Here is a 20371-nt window from a genome sequence, read left to right on the forward strand (position 1 = left end):
CTCATTCGCATCGGACCATTTACATGCACCTAATACAATATTCGCTCTTAAATGACCGAACTTATCTTCTTTCCCTTTTTTCATTTATTCCTATTTAATTAATCTCTTGAAAAAAACCACTCTTTCTGTCTCAACAAACCCAAGAGACAAATGAAGAGCCTGTGATCCCTCATTATTTATATCAGTATCTGACGCCATTTCAGTACATCCATGATCTTTAGCCCAGCTTTTAATCTGATTGACAAGCCGAGTTGCTAAACCTTTTCTTCTTAATTCCGGAGCAATATAAATCCCTTCAAGATATGCAACGGGTGAAGAACTGCATCCATTAACATATTCAAGGCGAAGTGAAGCCTCTGCAAAACCATAAAAGTCATTCGTATCAGATTGGATTAGAAAAGCGGCTTTACTATCAGAGTCTAAAATCGAGTTCATTTCATCTCTGTGCTTTTCTTCTGATGTCGCAGGCCATAATGTATTTCGCAAATACAACCAATCGTTAAAATTATGGTTACTGCTTACTACAATCCGATAAAGCTCATTTTCAGACTGAATATATGATGATTGCTGATATTTGTTATCCATTTTTAGTTCAGGCATTTCTTTCCTATACCAATGTTGTGGGAAGAAGCCCTGGGTTCCCAGGGCATTCCTCCAGTTTAAAGACTTGCTTGCAAGATCTGACGACTAATATCTAAAGTAACATCTCTGTTTTCACCCAGTTGGGTCATCCCGTGAGCTTCCAACTGTTCTATCACACGCTCAATGTCATCAACACCGAGATTGTAATCAGACAAACGAGTCTCGAGCCCCAGATTCTCGAAGAAACTGCGGGTATGTGCAATAGCTTGATCAATACGTTGTTCTTCATTGCCGCTGGAGATGCCCCAAACACGTTCACCGTACTGCAACAATTTGCCACGTTTGCTTTCCCGACGAATTTGCAAGTTTGCCGGCAGGAGAATGGAGAGTGTGCGTGCATGATCAATACCGTAAAGTGCAGTTAATTCATGTCCTATCATATGTGTGGACCAATCCTGCGGCACGCCTGCACCAACCAACCCACTAAGAGCAGAGGCCGCGGCCCACATCAAATTTGCACGAATATCGTAGTCATTTGGGGAGCTTATCGCCTGAGAGCCAATTTCAACCAGTGTCTGCAATAATCCTTCAGCAAGCCGATCCTGCACCATACCATTGGCGGGATAAGTCAGATATTGCTCTATAATATGCATAAAAGCGTCAGCCACCCCGTTAGCCACCTGACGCAACGGAAGCGTATAGGTCTTTGTTGGGTCAAGAATGGAGAACCGAGGAAAAACAAATGAGCTTATAAGGTCCAGTTTAGCTTGTTTCGCCTTATTGGTGATAACAGCAACCTTGTTCATCTCTGAACCCGTTGCCGGTAAAGTCAACACTGTACCAAACGGAAGAGCGCCACGAATATTACGACCATGCTCTTCCAAAATACACCAAGGTTCCCCATCAAAATTCACAGCAGCAGCCACAAATTTAGTGCCATCAATCACAGAGCCGCCACCGACAGCAAGCAGAAAATCCACCTCACTATTGCGCACCAATTCAACCGCTTTCATCATAGTTTCATAGGTCGGGTTAGGTTCAATACCACCAAACTCTCGGATAGGCCGATCAGCCAGCGCACACCTGACCTCATCCAATGTCCCGGTTTTTTCAGCGCTGCTACCACCGTAGAGAATCAGTATCCGCGCATCCCGTGGCACCAGGTCATCAAGACGCCTTATCGTATCTTCACCGAAAATGATTTTGGTTGGGTTGTAATACTCAAAATTTCGCATAATTACCTCGCTAGATCAATCGGATATAATCCTTTAACATTCTTCGCTGAATTTAATTATCGGGGCCGACACGAACAACTAACTTACCGAAATTACGGCCTTGCAATAGTCCAATGAATGCCTCTGGAGCATTTTCCAAACCTGACACCACCTCTTCGCGGTATTTGATCTGCCCTTCGGCAAACCACATGGACATATCACGCCAGAACTCACCGAAACGCGGAGCGTAATCATCAAAAATAATGAATCCTTGCATCCGAATGCGTTTTCGCAGCAATTTATCCATCAACAAAAACAAGCGATCCTGCCCTTCCGGTAAGCTCGTAGAGTTGTAGTAAGACGCCATGCCGCAAACCGGAATGCGGGCAGAGGTATTCAGCAACGGCAAAACTGCATCGAATACCTTGCCGCCGACATTCTCAAAATAAATATCAACTCCCTGCGGACAAGCCTTGGATAACTGGTCAGCAAAATCTGGAGCATGATGGTCAAGACAAGCATCAAATCCCAACACATCAACAGCATAGCGACATTTTTCTGCACTACCCGCTACGCCAACAACATAACAACCTTTAAGCTTACCGATTTGGCCTACCGTTGCACCAACCGGACCCGTTGCTGCAGCGACAACCAATGTTTCACCGGCTTTGGGCTGGCCGATATCCAGCAGTCCCATATAAGCAGTAAAACCTGGCATACCCAGCACACCTAATCTATAGGATGGGTAAACCGGAGATTGTCCCAAGTTGATGAGACCACGACCATCGGAAACGGCATAATCCTGCCAGCCGCTATACGCCAGTACCCAATCACCAGCCTGATATCTCCGATGATTTGAAGACACCACGCGACTCACCGTTGAACCCACCATAACGCTATTCAGTTCTATCGGCGGTGCATAAGATGGCGCATCACTCATTCGCCCACGCATGTAAGGGTCCAACGAAAGAAAAACAGTGCGTAACAGCAATTCTCCTTGCTTAATTTCAGGGATAGATTGCTGTTCCAGACGAAAATCAGTGGATATCGGGAAACCATGCGGACGTGAGGCCAGTACGATACAGCGATTTATTTGTTGCGTTTGAAACACTTATATTCTCCTTCAACATTAAAGTCAGTATCATCGGGATACCCAAAGAGTAGACCAGTCGTCTAATCATTAAGTATAAAAAAACACTGCTGAATAGTGATCTACAACAGTGTTTTTACTCGTTATGCATTCAACAATCGCTTTGTAGTAGTCATAGCGCTCTGTAGCGGTACACTACTTTGTGTGATCTTCGCCATCAGGCTCGCCCCTAACCAAGTCTGATACAACATTTCAGCCAGCGGAAAAGTTTCTTCAGCAGTACACTCTAACCCACCTTCACCGACAATTCTTTCTACTACAGCAGCAAGACGCATAATGATCTTTCTTGTACCATTCTCCAGCACCAAACGCATCGTCACAGAGAGATCACTGACCTCGGCGCCAAGCTTGACAACCAGACACTTCTGCCCACAGAAAGCGCCATCTCCAAAAGGCTCCAACCAGCCCTGCCAGTATTGCAGCAGATTCTCTTTAGCTGTCCATTCTTTACGCGCCAAGATGTTATCCATTCTTTCGAGATAGTACGTAAAATAATCTTCAAGCATAGCCGCGCCAAACACCTCCTTCGACGCAAAATAATGGTAAAACGAGCCTTTCGGCACTTCTGCCGCTTTGAGAATTTCATTGAGTCCGACAGCCGAAAAACCTTTACATCCAATAAATTGCCGGGCAACTTCCAGGATGTGCTGACGGATATCTTGGGGGGATCTATTCGTTTGCATAGATATAACCTATACCTAATTAGACCAGTCGTCTACAATTTAAATGAAGATTTTTTTGGCAGCAAAGAGATTAGAAAATTCTCCTATAAATACAAATTCCTACCATTTTCTTACTGATTTATTACTCGATTCTTAAGCACATGTTGCGACAAAATATCATCAATAGAATAATGTATTATTAAGAATGCGCCATTAACTGCTTTGATGACTCACGTTGAATCATATAACGATATCGTTATATGGTTTTATTTAATATCGAATGCACTCTCAAATTAGACACAAAAAGGAAATAAGAGAAGCCAATAGTGGCATATTACACCGCAAATAAACATATTAAGTATTAATGACGTTGAATTTACAATAATTTTTTCTTTATTATGATATTTTCATCAACAATGTGATAATACCAATAGTGAATATAATTTTAGCTCATTATCAAAATATCTGTTAATCAATAAATTAATAAACCGCTGAACAATAATCAAAGTTTATTGAATTAGGATATACGATTACAGTTATGTAAAAAAATACAATCCATCACCAACTTTTCCCATCAGACATTACAATGCATTAACATTTCATCAATTCAGCGATGAATTAACGCTCAATAAGTAATGAAATCAATATTAGTCAATTATAAACCTGACAATCTATTTTTGTTTGCCATTACAATTATTTTACATATTAACCATTAAAAACATAGACATATTTTATCATCTATATCTATGTTTTTAAGTATAAAGATATAATTAATCTCTTATTATTTTATAACAAAACTCAGAAGGTAAAAAAATTGACATTTATCCGAGATAAAAGGTATCTTTAAAAAACACCGAAATTACAGAATATTTATTTTAACAAATGATTGCTTGTTAATTTTAACTTATTAAAAAGATAAAAACCGACACTGACATTTGTAATATTGGGTTAAAAACCAAAATATAAATAAATTAACTTTTAGGAAGAGTTATGAAATGGAATTCTAATGAAAGGTAAAAAAACCAGTCATAAAATATGATTAAAAATTCGGTTCCACACCAAAGTGTTTTATATAACCATAATGGGTTAAATTAAAATTTTGGTATTTAATAAATATTTTTTAAATTTTTTATAAGAGGTAATATTATGTCAGAGATTGAAGCGATTTCGTTAAAAGCACCAATCAGCGTTATTGCAAAAATAACTAACAAATCAGTATATAAGCTTAAACTTATTCAGGATTCTATCCGTTTGGATCAGGGTGAGTGGACAACTCTTCCTCCGCAAATAATTAATAAAAGCAGTGATAACACCCCAGGAAAAGGCATTTGGAGAAGTGATTCAAACAGTCTGCTAGGTGGTGTTGCAGGGCGCTGTACTTATGTATTTGTAGACAGTAAAGGTGAAATTTACAGTATTTATATTACATGGAATAACCCTCTGATCGGAAGCAGCAGCTACTCAATATCAACAGACTATGAAGGTGATGATTTACATTTATCTTACTCAGCAGAGAATGGTAATAATCCAATCGTAGAATATACTATTGTAAGCTAATGCTTAATCATTAATATTAACAACCATTCCTGTAGGAAATATTTAAGCTAATATTTATCCAACAGGAATGGTTTATTTATTTTGAGAAATATCTTAATCAAAGATTAACTTTCATCATTTTCTCATTTCTTTATAATTTAATACGTTTTCACAGATGGCGCCAGATAAGTATTAAAACGATCAAGTAAGCAGGCAGGATCTTGTTCGATTATTGCCATATGACGATATTTTTCATGCAAGAATTGTTCATCCGCCATTTTATTGATCATGGCAATCAGCGGATCATAAAAGTTATTGATATTCAGGATACCGCAAGGCTTAGTATGCAGCCCAATCTGACTCCAGGTAAATACTTCACTGAACTCTTCCAACGTGCCAAAGCCGCCAGGCAAAGCAACAAAACCTTCAGCTAACTCAATCATCTTACTTTTACGCTGATGCATAGTCTCAACAACGTATAATTCCGTCAGATTTTTATGCGATATTTCACGCCCTTCCAATAATGTTGGAATAACACCGATAACTTTTCCCCCCTCTTTCAGAACAGTATCAGCAACAGTTCCCATAATACCCACACTGGCCCCACCATAAATCAGAGTAATATCACGCTTAACCAATTCTTTTGCGAAGATAATGACATTTTCTTTATAGATTCCAGAGACACCCAAGCTTGAACCACAATAAACAGCAATACTTTTCATTATCTAAGCTCCTGTTACTTCATCTTTACAGTGAAAGATATGATTATACGTTAGTATTACAGTCATACAACTCACTTATGCACAAAGATAACTTAAATCAAAAAAATTGACATCAGGAAAAATAAAATAATTTAACAAATGAAAAAGAAAAAAATAGGAACGGCGATTATTATACTATGTTCACAATAATCGTAATTTATACTTAATAATTAAAACATATTTTTCAGATTGTTATAAATACTTTCATCACCTTTAAACCCAAAATTATCAATATATTAAAACAAAACATCATTTTTTAGGATTTCATTCCAATTATGAAATATGATTTCACTATCCATATATGATATAGTCTAATAAATGAAAAATATTTCTCTAAAATTATATTCTCTAAACCTATTGAATTATCTGCGTTTCACTGCGAAGATTATCGGCTAGATCACTTGATTTTAATTGAGGTTTTGCCCGGATGTCTTCTTCCAAGCGCCAAAAGAGTGCCTTTCCGTTAATACCTATAATATTGTTACTACTTGCCATGACATCAATTCAAAGTGGTGCTTCTCTTGCCAAAACGCTGTTTCCAGTTATTGGCGCACCTGGCGTTACCGCCTTGCGGCTGGGTCTTGGAACCGTCATTCTGTTCATTATTTTTAAACCCTGGCGCCTGAGTTTTCACCGAAATTCAATTATGCCATTGCTTACCTATGGTATTGCTCTTGGAGCAATGAACTATACATTTTATATGGCGCTGACAACAATTCCTTTAGGTATCGCCGTCGCTCTTGAGTTTACCGGACCACTGGCCGTAGCCATGTTTTCATCACGCCGGCCAATAGATTTTCTCTGGGTCGCTCTGGTTATCACCGGTCTGGCTTTCCTGCTGCCCATTGGCAATAATATTGATAGTTTGGATCCTGTAGGTATCATATATGCACTCAGTGCCGGCGTTTGCTGGGCACTGTATATTATTTTTGGTCAACGCGCCGGAGCAGGTCATGGCGCAGCAACGGTTTCTATCGGTTCATTTATTGCGGCTCTGATATTTTTCCCTGTGGGGCTGATCCAAACAGGGCCAGAACTGTTATTTGATATATCAATTATGCCTCTGGCGCTGGCAATAGCTATTCTGTCCACAGCATTCCCCTATACGCTGGAAATGATTGCTCTGACCCGTTTACCTGCAAAGACATTTGGTACTCTGATGAGTCTTGAGCCAGCACTTGGTGCTCTATCTGGTATTATATTCCTCAATGAACACCTAACCATAATTCAATGGCTGGCACTATTTTGTATTATTCTTGCCTCTATCGGTTCTACATCAACGATTAAAGGAAAACCTAAAATCACCAAAATCGATTAATCGCTTTATCTAATCGAAATAGAAAAAAAACCGGAGTAGTTAATAAAATAATTCTCCGGTTATTTATAAACATAATCATTACAATTCATCGATAAATGATTAACACATATTTATTCAAGCAATAATTACATTTCCAATATTATCTGTAAAACCTCAAGATAATAATTTCCAGAAAAATTATCGCTCTATTGATAGATAATAAAATTAATAGATTAAGTATGATTATTCTCACCTAAAAAAACTTTATAATAATGAACTATTGATTTAATAGGAATAAGCTATATGATTTAAGACTAATATTGAGTTACATTCATCCCAATAAATGAGAAGCTCATTATTAATACTGGGGGAAAATTATTATGGGTACTGCCAAATTAGTCAAAACAGCACCATCCACACTACTTTATACTCGTAATGATGTCGATGATAGCGTCAAGCAAGAAACAATTGAAATTTTAAACCATATGGTGATTCAATTTATTGATCTTTCCCTGCTAACCAAACAGGCACATTGGAACATGCGCGGCAGAAATTTCATTTCCATCCATGAAATGCTGGATAACTTTCGTGCCACGATTATTGAACATCTGGATATTTTTGCAGAAAGAGTTGTACAACTTGGCGGAATAGCTCTCGGAACAGTACAAGAAGTTAATAAAGGCACTTTACTGAGAAGCTACCCAACGAATATACATGACGTGCAAGATCATCTAAAAGCACTGGCTGACCGTTATGCCATTGTCGCTAATGATATCCGCGAAGCAATTGGTGAGGTTGAAGATGAAAATACCGCAGATATGTTCACCGCGGCCTCCCGTGACCTCGACAAATTCTTATGGTTTATTGAAGCAGGCGTTGAGCAATAAAATATAAAGAGCCGTTACATTAAGAGCTCTGCATTACTCACAGTCCCCCCTGTTAACAACGGGGGACTGTTTATTTCAACCCTTTATCACTCAATACTCCGGCACAGAAAAATATCATAAAATACCCTCCATACAGACAAACTTCACCATATCCTTTAAAAACCAGCATTAATTGTCTATAATCCAAGTTTATTTTCATAAATAACTTGAGGAAATAATAAAATGGATACCGAAGTAAAAGACAGCAATGGTACTATTCTCAATGATGGCGATTCTGTACAGGTCATCAAGGATCTGAAAGTAAAAGGCACATCAGCGACGTTAAAACGCGGCACTATCATCAAAAATATTCGTCTGAACCATCGCGAAGATGAGATCGAATGTAACGCAGATAAAATCAAAGGCTTGGTATTGAAAACCTGTTTTCTGAAAAAAGTAGGATAAATAGCCTTTTTTATTGATTTTATTCATAAAGGATAAATAAATTACAGTTTTTCGTGGTAAGTTATTTATCCTTTTTCAATTGTTTGATTTCCGCCTCTGAAAGGATTTCCGGCTGTTCAATAGGGAAAACCGGCAGTGCCTTCAACAACCTCGAACCATATCTTTTGCTCAGTAAACGCCTGTCATAAATAACCACATCACCATAACACTCATGACTACGAATAAGTCTTCCTACTTGCTGGATAAGGCTGAAAGAAGCACTTGGCAAGCTCTGTACTTCAAAAGGATAACGTTTAAGTGATTTCAACCACTCGTTTTCAGTGATAATGACCGGATTATTAACTGGAGGGAATGAGATTTTATGAATGTGAACCTGGGACAGATAATCCCCCTTTAAATCCAGCCCCTCAGCAAAAGATTGCAATCCAATCAATACGCTGCATTGTCCTTCATTTATACGCTGACAATGTGTTTCAACTAACCGATAACGTGGCTGATCACCCTGTACAAGCAACATCAGACGTAACTCCGTCACATAAGAGAGGAAGATATCCATCGCCCTTTGGCTACTGAACAAAATCAACATACCTTTATGTTGCTGACTCAGCAATTGAGTCCTGAAATAACGCGCCATTTCCGCCAAATGAGCGGTTTCATTATCAAGTGTCGGCTCCAATGACATTTTGGGAATAACCAATCTCCCCTGCCGCACATGATCAAAAGGTGATGACAGCGTCACAAAACGGTCAGCCATTTTTTCAGTTAACCCGGTTAATTCCTGAATACGGGAAAAGCTGTTCAAGGAACGAAGCGTTGCTGATGTCACAACCACATGAGGAATATTACGCCAAAGCAGTTGATTGAGCTGTTCACTGACTCTGATACCGGCGCAATGGAAGTAGAGGTGTGACTGATTTCTTTCATAACGGCGTCTCAGCCATTTTGACACCGGCGCATTGGATGACTCTTCCAACACAGCCAGACGCCACAGTTTAGTCATATTTTCGAAATATCCCAGTGTGCGGCTGGTATGCAAAATAGACCGATGCAACCGGACAATATCCTGTTTAGCCGTTTGCTCAGTCAGATCATTCAGTATCGCTTCTGCTAATCCCCGTAAACCATCGGTCAGTTTAAACAGTTGCTGGCAACAAAGTCGCAAACTATCCGGCAGTTTCCCCATCTCAAACAGGTATTCATCTACTTCATTATTTTCAGGTAAAAATGCCTGCGCGATAGTGGCAAGCTCCTTAAAGCATTCCCGTAATTTTTCACTGTGTTCATTAAGACGACCGGCATTAGCCAGACGTGGTGGCTTTGCCGGACGAAATTGCACCAGATATTGCTCAACATGACGGATAAAAGTATCTAGCTGACCATTAAGCTGAAACAAGGTGATTTCCCCTTCAACTTCCAGAGAATCCCTGGCAACATCCGGTATATGATGCCCTTCATCAAGTACCAACAACAAATTTTTAGCATCAGGGAATACCGATTCACTCTCTAATGCCGCTATCACTAACGCATGGTTAGCGACCACCACATCTGCATTTTCGATCTCACGTCGGGCAATAAAAAATGGGCAGCGATGATAATACTGACAGTTACGGCCTAGACAATTCGCCTTATCTGTACTGACTTTCGCCCACAAAATATCGGACAAAGCCAGTTTATGGTGATCACGCAATCCATCCCAAGCAAACGTTGTGTAGTCACTTCGCAACCGGCGACAAAGTTCCCTTTCTTCACTACTGGCAAGTTCTGTTTTGTCCTCAACCAAAAACATTAAATCTATCTGTTCACCCTCAGTTGCACAAATGGCTTCGAGATTACGTGGACAAACATAACGACCACGTCCAAAAGCACCAGTAAATTTCAGATCGGGAATGATTTTGCGCAACAGAGGGAGATCTTTACTGTAAATCTGATCTTGTAAAGCGACATTAGCGGTACTGACGACCAGTGGCTTACTTTCCGCCCTGCTGATCGCAATGCCAGGGAGCAGATAAGACAGAGTCTTACCGATTCCGGTCGGTGCTTCAATAACCAAATGGCGCCCTTCCTGATCAGCAAGCGTTTTTGCAACTTCAGCAATCATCTGCCTCTGTGGAGTGCGGGGAATAAAGCCATTGATATGCTGAGGTAATGCCTTATACCACAGGCTTATCTGATTTTTTATTGAACCGGAAAGTGCCATTGAACTCTGCTGCCATAAAATCGGAGCGCTATTGTCCCACAGAGCAAGAACAAAATCAGCTCCATATCGGGTAACAAAACCAATTGCCTTGTCAGCTATTCAGAACCCGATATACTGCCTATTTTCTATGGCAGTTGGGAATAAAAATGAACAAATTACTTATCACTTTCATCGCGCTCTTTGCATTCGGTTCAATCGGTGGCGTATTCTTAGCAGGTCTTAATATGTATACCCGTTCAACCACACCGATAGAATCCCCAACCAATCAACAGCAAGAGACAACCATAGCGCCAGTACAGCAACAATAACAGGGCGCAACACTATCTATACTTTTGTATCAAGTGAGGGATCCCATGAATAATGCATACTTTGTCAGTCCACAATGGCTAAAAGATCATCTTGATGATGAAAACCTCGTCATCCTTGATGCGACTGCACCACCACCACCTCAGCAAATTGATTGTCATCAGCTTTGGCTGAATACACATATTCCCGGCGCCCAATTTTTTGATTTGGATAAAGTTGCCAATCATCAAATCGGGTTACCTCATATGCTGCCAGACCCGCAAGCTTTCAGCCAGGCTGCTGGTGAAATGGGGATCAGCGAAAATCATTTGGTTGTGGTTTATGACCAGGGAAATATGTTCTCGGCTCCTCGTGCATGGTGGACATTCAAGGTATTTGGCAGTCGTAATGTCCGTATTCTTGATGGTGGTTTACAAGGCTGGCAGCAGGCAGGATTTCCGACAGAATCAGGTGAAGTGAAACGCAATTCTCAGGTTTTTAATACCAATTTCAATGCCGGCAATGTGAAATCACTGAAACACATTCTGGATTCGCTAAATGATCCACAAACTCAGGTTGTTGATGCCAGAGCAATGGACCGTTTTCAAGCTAGAGCACCAGAACCACGCCCTGGGTTAAGAATGGGCCATATTCCCGGCAGTAAAAACGTTCCGTGGACTATGTTGGTAGAGAATGGTCACTTTAAATCAGAAACTGAAATTGCAGATATTTTCCGTAAGCAAAACGTTGACTTAAACAAACCGATTATTGCCAGTTGTGGCTCTGGTATGACAGCTGCTGTTTTAGTATTGGGGTTAAATATCATCGGTAAGAAAGATATTTATTTATATGACGGCTCATGGGCTGAATGGGGAGCAGATGATACCCTGCCACTTGAGAAATAATTAAATACTCCAGGGCATATTTACCCTATGCCCTTTAATAAATAAATTGCCAGCCATTGAATTTTTAAATAAAAACTATTATTTAACCTTAATAAATTAATCTATTTATTAAAAATCGCACAAATCTAAGAAATAATTTCCATATCGTTATATTTCACAATCCCGATTATCCAATTTTCTTTTAATTTATTAATCAACACTCTTTTTTATCAGACAAAGTGATATAAAATAATATAACGCATATATTTGACAAATTTAAATATTATCATTAATTTAAAATTCAACTCTGAATTTATCTAAACAGAAAATTAAAAGGGTTGAGTATTGATACTTTAATCAGAGCATAATATCAGAATTTATATAATAAAAATGGAGAGTAAAAATGATTATTTCTCTTAGAGATCAAAAAATAAATCTCGCACTCAGCTTTATCAGTGGTGCAGGCAGTATAATAACAGAAAAATCCGAACCGGCTATCGTTTCGGAAAATATTAAAGAATCACTGGAAAAGAGTAAAGTTACCGCCAACAGATTCTCTATCGTTTGGGGACCGGCTGTTTTCCGGGTTAATAATGGGGAAAACTCTAAAGATAACAAAGACGATCATGTTTTATTTATTGTGAGAAATCGCAGATTCCCATATGACTATCGAATCGTTATCCGGGGATCATGGTCTGATGTTAACTGGCAAGTCGAAAACTTTGCGGTGCACGAAACGGTAAATTGGTCACTCTGGGATCCTAATATCCCGGAAGAATTCAAAGACGCTAAGATCTCTTATGGAACACACTTAGCCTTAGATTATATTGTTAACCAAGCAAAAAGCAACAATACACCTGGCTATGGCAAATCACTCATTGATGCAATTGATAAAATTGCCCTGGAAAAAGGAATACATAATATTACCATCACCGGTCACAGTTTGGGAGGTGCGTTGGCTTCTACGCTTGGCGTATATTTAAAACGATTATATATTAATAAGGGAAAAAGGAATATTCGTATTAATGTTTGTGCTTTTGCCAGCCCAATTATCAGTAATGGTACTTTTGCATCTTACATTGAATCTGTTTTTAACCGCATATCAACAACGAATTATAAGAGTCACTTTTTAAGGATCCATAACCATAAGGATATTATTTCCTTAATTTGGCACCTGGATGGATTAGAAAAGATACCAACTATCTATGAACCATTAATTAAAATAGATGAGAAATTAATTAATAAGTTTAACAAGATTGTCCTGATTGTGAAAGATAAAGGTTACACAAAACTCACACCAGATTTACCTTTTACAGCACCGATTTTAGAATCGTCACCAGATTTAAATAATCAAGTTATTTTCCAACATATTAAAGCATATGCGGATAAATACGGCATGAATTTAGTTGAAGTGAATGACGGCACTCAACCACCTATTGATGATATTGTCGTTATTAACAGTAATCTATCTCAAGATATTGTCGCCTATTTCTTACTTATACAGCTTCCTTAACTTAAGATAACACTAATATTGTATAATTTGGTTATATTAGATCTGTATTTTACTTAACAAAGATGGGGTCTTTATTAAAGGCTCCATTAATTTATACAATCGTCGCTTAAATATATAAATAAAATTGTTCTTATTAGCCTAATCCGCCTCCATAAATTATTTTTACAGATAGTATAAAAGCTATTATTTCACATTGAATAATTAACATAACCATGAATAATCGTAATAATATTTACTTATAATTAGTCAATATATAATTATTATGGTTTGTTTTTAATTTCACAATAAATAATTCACCTTTTGATCAAATAAAATAATATAAGAAAATTCCATGGACCTATTTGACAGATTTAAAAGTTATTATTAACTTTAAGTTTAATCCTGTTTTTTATCTGAATGGAAGACTAAAAGAATTAAATCTTAAATTTTAAACTGATAGCTCGAATTAATACTTATCATATGAAAGAATAGGGAGTGAAAATGTCTATTTCTCGTGAAGATCAAAAGTTAAATCTCGCACTGAGCTTTATTATTAATTCTGGGGGCATGAAAACACCAAAACCAGAGCCGGGCATCGTTTCGGCAAATATTCAAAAATCATTGGAAAGCAGTCAAGCTACAGCGAATAAATTTTCTATCGTTTGGGGACCAGCAGTGTTTCGTGCTGGCAGTGCTGATAAGGAAAAAAGTGTTATAGATAAAAAGGATGATCACGTTTTATTCATTGTACAAAGTCTCCATGATCCAAATGACTATCGCGTTGTCATTCGGGGGTCATGGTCTGATATTAACTGGATTAATGAAGACCTTATTGTCTGTAAAACTAAAGACTGGTCAAAATGGGATCCAAAAGCGCCTAAAAATGCTAAGATTGCTTACGGAACAAATTTGGCACTAGATTACATTATTAACCAAATAAAAAGCAACAATCCTCCGGGTTATGGCGAATCGCTAACTGACGCCATCGATAAAATTGCCCTGAAAGAAGGAATACAAAATATTACCATCACAGGACACAGTTTAGGGGGCATTCTAGCTTCTACCCTTGGTTTATATCTAAAGAGACGGTACCTTGATAAAGGAAACAATAATATCCGCATTAATGTTTGTTCCTTTGCCGGCCCAACTGCCGGTAATGATATTTTCGCCTCCTATTCTGAATCTGTTTTTAATGAAGCATTATCAGCTGGTTATGAAAGTGATTTTCTAAGGATTCATAATAGTATCGATGTCGTTCCTCTGGCCTGGTATATAGATGGGTTAGAGAAAATTAAGGCTATCTATCCGATATTAACAGCAGCAGTTAATACGCTTATCCTTCTTGTCCAAGATAAAAGATACACTCAAATTTTCCCAGATTTACCCTTTCATTCAGAAATTCCGACGATACCGATAAAGTCCCTCAAAGACTTATTTATTAACATAGGAAATCAACATATTCACGCCTATCACAGAGAGTATGGACTGAGTTTCACAGTCACTAATGATGGTTCGAACCCACCCACTAATTACGATATTGTTGTGATTAACGATACCCTATTGCAAAGTATTATCGATCTCTTCTCGTTTTTAATCAAAGATAAAATTAACATTACATAATTTTATCCTATCATATCTATTTTTTAATTAGCAATAATGGGGCCTTTATTAAAGGTTCCATTAGTTTCAATAAACCATTCTTAAATTGACTAAGAAAATTATTTTCTCCACATAACACTAAAATAACACCAATCCATTATCACTCGACTTTGCAAATTCAAATATGAATTATTTTCCATCGGTAATATTATAAAAAGCATAGCATAATTTTTATCACTTATTTTAAAGTTCATTATAGATAATTTATTTTGTTAAATAAAATAACATTAAAAAATTATATACTTCCACCAAACAGATTTAAAGATTATTATTAACCTTAATTCTGTTTTTATTTGAATCAAATACCAAAAGCATTGGTTATTGATGTTTAAGTTGAAACATCAGATCAATATTTATCATATTAAAAATTTGGAAGTAAAAATGACTATTTCTCTTGAAGATCAAAAAATAAATCTTGCGTTAGGCTTTATTATTGGTTCAGGAAGTTTAATAACTTACGAGTCAGAACCCACTATCGTTTCAGAAAATATTCAAAAATCATTAGCAAGTAGTAAAGCAACAGCAGATAGATTCTCTCTCATTTGGGGACCTGCTGTTTTTCGTGTAGGCAGTGTTGATAAGAAAACGAGTGTTGTCGATAAGAAAGATGATCACGTTTTATTCATGGTGAAAGATCTCAAAACCCCAAATGACTATCGAATTGTCATTCGCGGATCATGGTCTGATGTCAACTGGTATGATGAAAACTTTAATGTAGGTAAAACTGAAAATTGGTCAATCTGGGACTCAAAAGCCCCTGCAAATGCAAAAATTTCAAAGGGAATACATGTAACATTAGACTATATTATCAACCAAATAAAAAGCAATAACACACCTGGCTATGGGGAATCACTGATCGATGCAATTGATAAAATTGCTCTAGAAGAAGGGATACAAAATATTACTCTTACAGGGCACAGTTTAGGCGGTGTAATGGCTTCTACTCTTGGCGTATATTTAAAGAGGCGCTACTTTGATAGAGGAAACAATAATATTCGTATTAACGTTTGCTCCTTTGCTGCCCCAACTGCCGGTAACGATATTTTTGCATCCTATACCGAATCTGTTTTTAACGGTACATCCCTACCGAGCTATGAAAGTAAATTTCTCCGGATCCATAATCGTACAGATATCGTTACCCTGGCCTGGCATACAAAAGGATTAGAAGAAATTAAAGCTCTCTACCCAATATTATATCTACCCGTTAGCGGTTTTCTCTTACTGGTGAAGGATAAAAATTACACCCAACTTTTTCCAGATTTGCCTTTCACTACACCTATGTTAGAACCTTCTCCAGGTTTCATTGAACAACTCGTATTTCAACATATCGAGGCATATGCCAAAGAGTATGGCATGAGTTTTATTAAAGTTAATGATAGTTCTAATCCACCGACTAATTATGATATTGTTGTGATTAATGATGGCCTTGCCCGCAACATTAATTATCTTTTCTCATCTATGATTCAAGATGGAACAGTCGATACCAGATAATCTTCTCTTCATTGAATATTTTTTAATTTAAAAAAAATGGAACCTTAATTAAAGGTTCCATTTATTACTGGTAGGTAATACATTTCTGCCAGAATTATTTATAATAATCATCATTAAGTTAATTAATTTTTTCTTGACACTAATATATTGCAGCAAGCACTCCATGGCCCTATCCAGATAATGGTGCCTCGGAATTTATAAATCAGATCGCGCTACCATCAATGGCAGAAGGAAATGCATGGTTTTGGACTATAAGAAAGAAGGATGATCCATCAATAATAATAGGGGGTTCTGGCTGGATCCACAATGGCATGGGAATGGATTTATGACCGAAGCAGTTCAAGTAGTCACTGATTTTTGGTTTAATACCCTAAATCGTAAAGTACTCAGAACACCTAAATCCAGTGACAATATTGCTTCAAAGAAAATATCAATTAAAAGTGGTATGCAATTACTAAAACTGGAAAATGAAGACTATGTTAGTGAAAGAATGCTCTCAGAAACATGGGAAATAACTCGCGACGAGTGGAATAGAAAAGAAGAGTAAAATAATAGCCCTAATGGCTAATGGGATAGGTTCTAAGTTGCTCTTAATCACCAGTCACATCAAAGAGATCACATGTGCTATATCAGCAGACGTTTTCAGCTTCCTTATCTCCTCAAAGAGTGTTGTCGCTTCTTGGTACTCTTTCCGCAAATAACCGAGCCACTGTTTAATCCGGGCAACATGATATTGTCCGGTATCACCCTGCTTTTCTAACCGGACATATTTTTGTAGTAATTGAATCACTCCCTGCCAGGGCATTTTTGGCTCGTTATATTTCACCACTCTGCTCAAATTGGGAACATTCAGCGCTCCCCGGCCGATCATGACAGCATCACAACCTGTAACATTCATACAATCCTGCGCACTCTGCCAATCCCAAATCTCACCATTGGCAACCACCGGAATAGCAAGGCGCTGACGAATTTCACCAATCGCTTGCCAGTTAATACGTTCCGCTTTGTAACCATCCTCTTTGGTTCGCCCATGAATCGTTATTTCCGTCGCACCCGCTTGTTGTACTGCATCAGCAATTTCGAATTGCCGATCACCACTATCCCAACCCAGGCGAACCTTAACCGTCACAGGTAAATGAGAAGGTACAGCTTCACGCATGGCTTTTACCCCCTGATAAATCAGTTCAGGATCTTTCAGCAACGTTGCTCCACCGCCACTACCATTGACCGTTTTTGACGGGCAACCGCAATTTAAATCAACCCCACAGGAACCTAATTCAACCGCCCGTGCCGCATTTTCCGCCAACCATTGCGGATATTGGCCCAAGAGCTGAACCCGCACCAAAGTGCCGGACGGTGTCCGGCTTTGGTTACGTAATTCAGGGCAAAGCTTATAAAACGATTTTACCGGCAACAGGCTATCGACAACCCGCAAGAACTCTGTAATGCACAGATCATACTCATTGACTTCACTCAGCAGTTCCCTGACCAAAGAATCCAGCACCCCTTCCATCGGAGCCAGCAAAACCCGCATTGACTAACCTCTGGCACTAGACGCTTTATTTGATGCATCAGCATGATTACGGCTGCGCTGACGCGAAGGCGCTCCAGAACGGCGGTGGCTATTTTTCTGCCGGTTATCACCACGTCCCTGGCGACCATTCTGAATAGGTTCAGCCTTGATGGTTGGATCTGGCTCATATCCGGGAATCGCCATACGGGGAATCTCCCGTTTCAGCAGGCGTTCAATATCTTTCAGTAATTTGTGCTCATCAACACATACCAGAGAAAGTGCCTGCCCTGTCGCATCTGCCCGACCGGTACGTCCAATGCGGTGGACATAATCCTCAGAGACATTAGGCAGTTCAAAATTCACGACATGAGGCAATTGATCAATGTCCAGACCACGGGCAGCAATATCTGTCGCGACCAGCACCCTGATCCGTCCATCTTTAAAATCAGCCAGCGCACGGGTTCTGGCCCCTTGGCTTTTGTTGCCATGAATGGCTGAAGCGGTTACGCCATCCTTATTTAACTGTTCTGCCAGACGATTTGCACCATGTTTGGTACGGGTAAAGACCAAAACCTGTTGCCAGTTACGGCTGCCGATCAGGAAAGAAAGCAGCTCTCCTTTACGCTTTTTATCGACAAAATGGACAAATTGTTCAATCTGCTCAGAAGCGGAGTTACGGCGTGCAACCTCAACACTGACAGGATCATGCAATAATTTATTGGCTAAATTTTTGATATCGTCAGAGAAGGTGGCAGAAAACAGTAAATTTTGCCGTTTCGGGGGCAACTTATTCAGTACCCGACGGATATCATGGATAAAACCCATGTCCAGCATACGGTCGGCTTCATCCAATACCAGAATTTCCACTCGCGACAAATCAACCGCATTCTGGTGTTCAAGATCCAGTAAACGACCTGGTGTCGCGACCAAAATATCAACACCACCACGTAATTTCATCATCTGAGGGTTAATACTGACACCACCAAAAACCACCAGAGAACGAAGTCTGAGGTGTTTGCTGTAGTCGCGTACATTTTCACCAACCTGAGCAGCTAATTCACGGGTTGGTGTCAGGACTAACGCTCTAACCGGCCTGCGCCCTTTCATCTGAACAGGCGAGTCATTGAGCCGTTGCAGCATGGGTAAAGTAAAACCCGCAGTTTTACCTGTGCCTGTCTGAGCGCTCGCCAATAAATCTTTACCTGCTAATACAACAGGGATTGCCTGCTGTTGGATTGGCGTTGGCGCTGAATAACCTTGTTCTTCAATGGCACGCAAAATATCAGCACTTAAGCCAAGTGATTCAAAACTCATAAATAAGAAATACTCCAGACTTCACCATTCCTGAACTACATTCAGGGGCAGTTTTATGGGAAGAAAATCAGACGCGGTAAATACCACAAAAGGAAAAAACACAAACTGCAATGCTCCATATCTTGACTATTATACCAGATATACTTTCTGATAATGCAACTAAAACTACAGGTATTTGCGCCATAGTTTTCATGATCCATAACATTTTTATGCAATTTACATTGATTTACTATAAGTATAGAGTTAACCATTTGATTGATATTTTGTTTAAGTCTTTTGATTATTTCCAATAGGATTCATGTCCATGTCAGTCAACAACGTCCAAACCCCCAGAGGCGAGCAAGCCAAACAACAGCTACTCGAAGCCGCTCTTGAGATTTTCGGTAAATCCGGATTAACCGGCGCGACAACCAGAGAAATCGCATTGCGCGCCCAACAGAATATTGCAGCTATAGCTTACTATTTCGGTTCTAAAGAAGGGCTCTATCAGGCAGTTGCTCAGTATATTACTGACACAATCAAAACTGAGTTCACTCATCTTTTTAAAGAGATTGATGATTTTTTTTCATCATCAGCACCTTATTCACCAGACAATATATTGCGGATGATTCACGAAGGATTTCTTGGCGTTAACCGCCTGATGATTGAAAAAGAGAGCATTAATATCAGCCGGATCATGGCCAGAGAGCAACTCGCGCCCACTGATGCTTATACTCTCATCCATGAGCAAGCTCTGGCGCCTCTCCACAACAGATTAAATAAACTGATCGCCTGCTATATCGGTGCTAGTGAACATCAACTTTCCACCATGCTCCATACTCACGCTCTGATGGGTGAAATTCTCTCTTTCCGAATGGCGCGGGAAACCTTATTACGTCAGACAGGCTGGAATAATATCGGGCCAGAAGAATATAAATTAATTGATCAGATCCTCATCCAGCATATTGATTTATTACTGAATGGACTGAAAAAATATAATTCAAATAAATAAAAGAATAAGGAA

19 protein-coding genes are annotated in these 20371 nt (G+C 38.9%); 11 read left to right on the forward strand and 8 right to left on the reverse strand.

Annotated elements, in window-relative coordinates:
* Positions 1-90 precede the first annotated feature (90 nt).
* From aac(6') to C5470_RS02300, 4 genes are all read right to left on the reverse strand, one after another.
* Positions 91-585 carry an aminoglycoside 6'-N-acetyltransferase gene (gene aac(6'), locus C5470_RS02285; RefSeq protein ID WP_166285846.1) on the reverse strand — a complete coding sequence of 165 codons (495 nt, stop codon included), beginning with the start codon at positions 583-585 and terminating at the stop codon, positions 91-93.
* 74 nt (positions 586-659) lie between these two features.
* The gene (locus C5470_RS02290) at positions 660-1817 is read right to left on the reverse strand and encodes an iron-containing alcohol dehydrogenase (protein WP_166285614.1); all 1158 of its coding nucleotides are present in this window, start codon (positions 1815-1817) and stop codon (positions 660-662) included.
* Positions 1818-1869: 52 nt separating this feature from the next.
* Positions 1870-2907 (reverse strand): zinc-binding dehydrogenase, encoded by a 1038-nt coding sequence (locus C5470_RS02295; protein ID WP_166285616.1) that lies wholly within the window; start codon positions 2905-2907, stop codon positions 1870-1872.
* A gap of 122 nt (positions 2908-3029) precedes the next feature.
* Positions 3030-3629, reverse strand: a complete 600-nt coding sequence (locus tag C5470_RS02300; protein WP_166285618.1) for a TetR/AcrR family transcriptional regulator — start codon at positions 3627-3629, stop codon at positions 3030-3032.
* A 1125-nt stretch (positions 3630-4754) separates the two neighbouring features.
* Here C5470_RS02300 and C5470_RS02305 point away from each other — a divergent pair.
* A complete protein-coding gene (locus tag C5470_RS02305) occupies positions 4755-5165 on the forward strand; it encodes a toxin (RefSeq protein ID WP_166285620.1) in 411 nt (136 codons plus the stop codon).
* Between the two features lie 137 nt (positions 5166-5302).
* Here the strand turns inward: C5470_RS02305 and C5470_RS02310 are convergent, their stop codons facing one another.
* Complete coding sequence (locus tag C5470_RS02310; RefSeq protein ID WP_166285622.1) at positions 5303-5866, reverse strand: LOG family protein; 564 nt, start codon at positions 5864-5866, stop codon at positions 5303-5305.
* A 466-nt stretch (positions 5867-6332) separates the two neighbouring features.
* Between C5470_RS02310 and rhtA the strand changes: the two genes are divergently transcribed.
* From rhtA to C5470_RS02325, 3 genes are all read left to right on the forward strand, one after another.
* Positions 6333-7223: a threonine/homoserine exporter RhtA gene (gene rhtA, locus C5470_RS02315; protein WP_166285624.1), complete on the forward strand. Its 891-nt coding sequence runs from the start codon at positions 6333-6335 to the stop codon at positions 7221-7223.
* A gap of 359 nt (positions 7224-7582) precedes the next feature.
* Positions 7583-8089 carry a DNA starvation/stationary phase protection protein Dps gene (gene dps / locus C5470_RS02320; protein ID WP_166285626.1) on the forward strand — a complete coding sequence of 169 codons (507 nt, stop codon included), beginning with the start codon at positions 7583-7585 and terminating at the stop codon, positions 8087-8089.
* Between the two features lie 222 nt (positions 8090-8311).
* Positions 8312-8533 (forward strand): alkylphosphonate utilization protein, encoded by a 222-nt coding sequence (locus C5470_RS02325; protein WP_166285628.1) that lies wholly within the window; start codon positions 8312-8314, stop codon positions 8531-8533.
* Between the two features lie 61 nt (positions 8534-8594).
* Here C5470_RS02325 and dinG read toward each other — a convergent pair whose 3' ends face one another.
* Positions 8595-10730, reverse strand: a complete 2136-nt coding sequence (gene dinG, locus C5470_RS02330) for an ATP-dependent DNA helicase DinG (RefSeq protein WP_166285630.1) — start codon at positions 10728-10730, stop codon at positions 8595-8597.
* Positions 10731-10876: 146 nt separating this feature from the next.
* Here dinG and C5470_RS02335 point away from each other — a divergent pair, with 146 nt between their 5' ends.
* The 6 genes from C5470_RS02335 (at position 10877) to C5470_RS22625 (ending at position 17088) form a co-directional block, all read left to right on the forward strand.
* Positions 10877-11038: a hypothetical protein gene (locus C5470_RS02335; RefSeq protein ID WP_166285632.1), complete on the forward strand. Its 162-nt coding sequence runs from the start codon at positions 10877-10879 to the stop codon at positions 11036-11038.
* Between the two features lie 45 nt (positions 11039-11083).
* Entirely contained in the window at positions 11084-11920 is an 837-nt protein-coding gene (sseA, locus tag C5470_RS02340) for a 3-mercaptopyruvate sulfurtransferase (protein WP_166285634.1), read from the forward strand.
* Positions 11921-12302: 382 nt separating this feature from the next.
* Positions 12303-13412, forward strand: coding sequence for a lipase family protein (locus C5470_RS02345; RefSeq protein ID WP_166285636.1), 1110 nt, complete (start codon positions 12303-12305; stop codon positions 13410-13412).
* A gap of 480 nt (positions 13413-13892) precedes the next feature.
* Entirely contained in the window at positions 13893-15011 is a 1119-nt protein-coding gene (locus C5470_RS02350; RefSeq protein WP_166285638.1) for a lipase family protein, read from the forward strand.
* A gap of 420 nt (positions 15012-15431) precedes the next feature.
* A complete protein-coding gene (locus tag C5470_RS02355; RefSeq protein ID WP_166285640.1) occupies positions 15432-16541 on the forward strand; it encodes a lipase family protein in 1110 nt (369 codons plus the stop codon).
* A 325-nt stretch (positions 16542-16866) separates the two neighbouring features.
* Positions 16867-17088 carry a GNAT family N-acetyltransferase gene (locus C5470_RS22625; RefSeq protein ID WP_242687789.1) on the forward strand — a complete coding sequence of 74 codons (222 nt, stop codon included), beginning with the start codon at positions 16867-16869 and terminating at the stop codon, positions 17086-17088.
* 54 nt (positions 17089-17142) lie between these two features.
* Here the strand turns inward: C5470_RS22625 and dusC are convergent, their stop codons facing one another.
* Positions 17143-18075 (reverse strand): tRNA dihydrouridine(16) synthase DusC, encoded by a 933-nt coding sequence (dusC, locus tag C5470_RS02365; RefSeq protein WP_166285642.1) that lies wholly within the window; start codon positions 18073-18075, stop codon positions 17143-17145.
* 3 nt (positions 18076-18078) lie between these two features.
* Positions 18079-19368, reverse strand: a complete 1290-nt coding sequence (rhlE, locus tag C5470_RS02370) for an ATP-dependent RNA helicase RhlE (protein ID WP_166285644.1) — start codon at positions 19366-19368, stop codon at positions 18079-18081.
* Between the two features lie 304 nt (positions 19369-19672).
* On the opposite strand from rhlE, the gene C5470_RS02375 reads away from it, so the two are divergent.
* Positions 19673-20359: a transcriptional regulator gene (locus tag C5470_RS02375; protein ID WP_166285646.1), complete on the forward strand. Its 687-nt coding sequence runs from the start codon at positions 19673-19675 to the stop codon at positions 20357-20359.
* The last annotated feature ends 12 nt before the right edge of the window (positions 20360-20371 follow it).

Origin of the sequence: Photorhabdus stackebrandtii, from assembly GCF_011189495.1 — a bacterium.
GTDB classification, from domain to species: Bacteria; Pseudomonadota; Gammaproteobacteria; order Enterobacterales; family Enterobacteriaceae; genus Photorhabdus; species Photorhabdus khanii.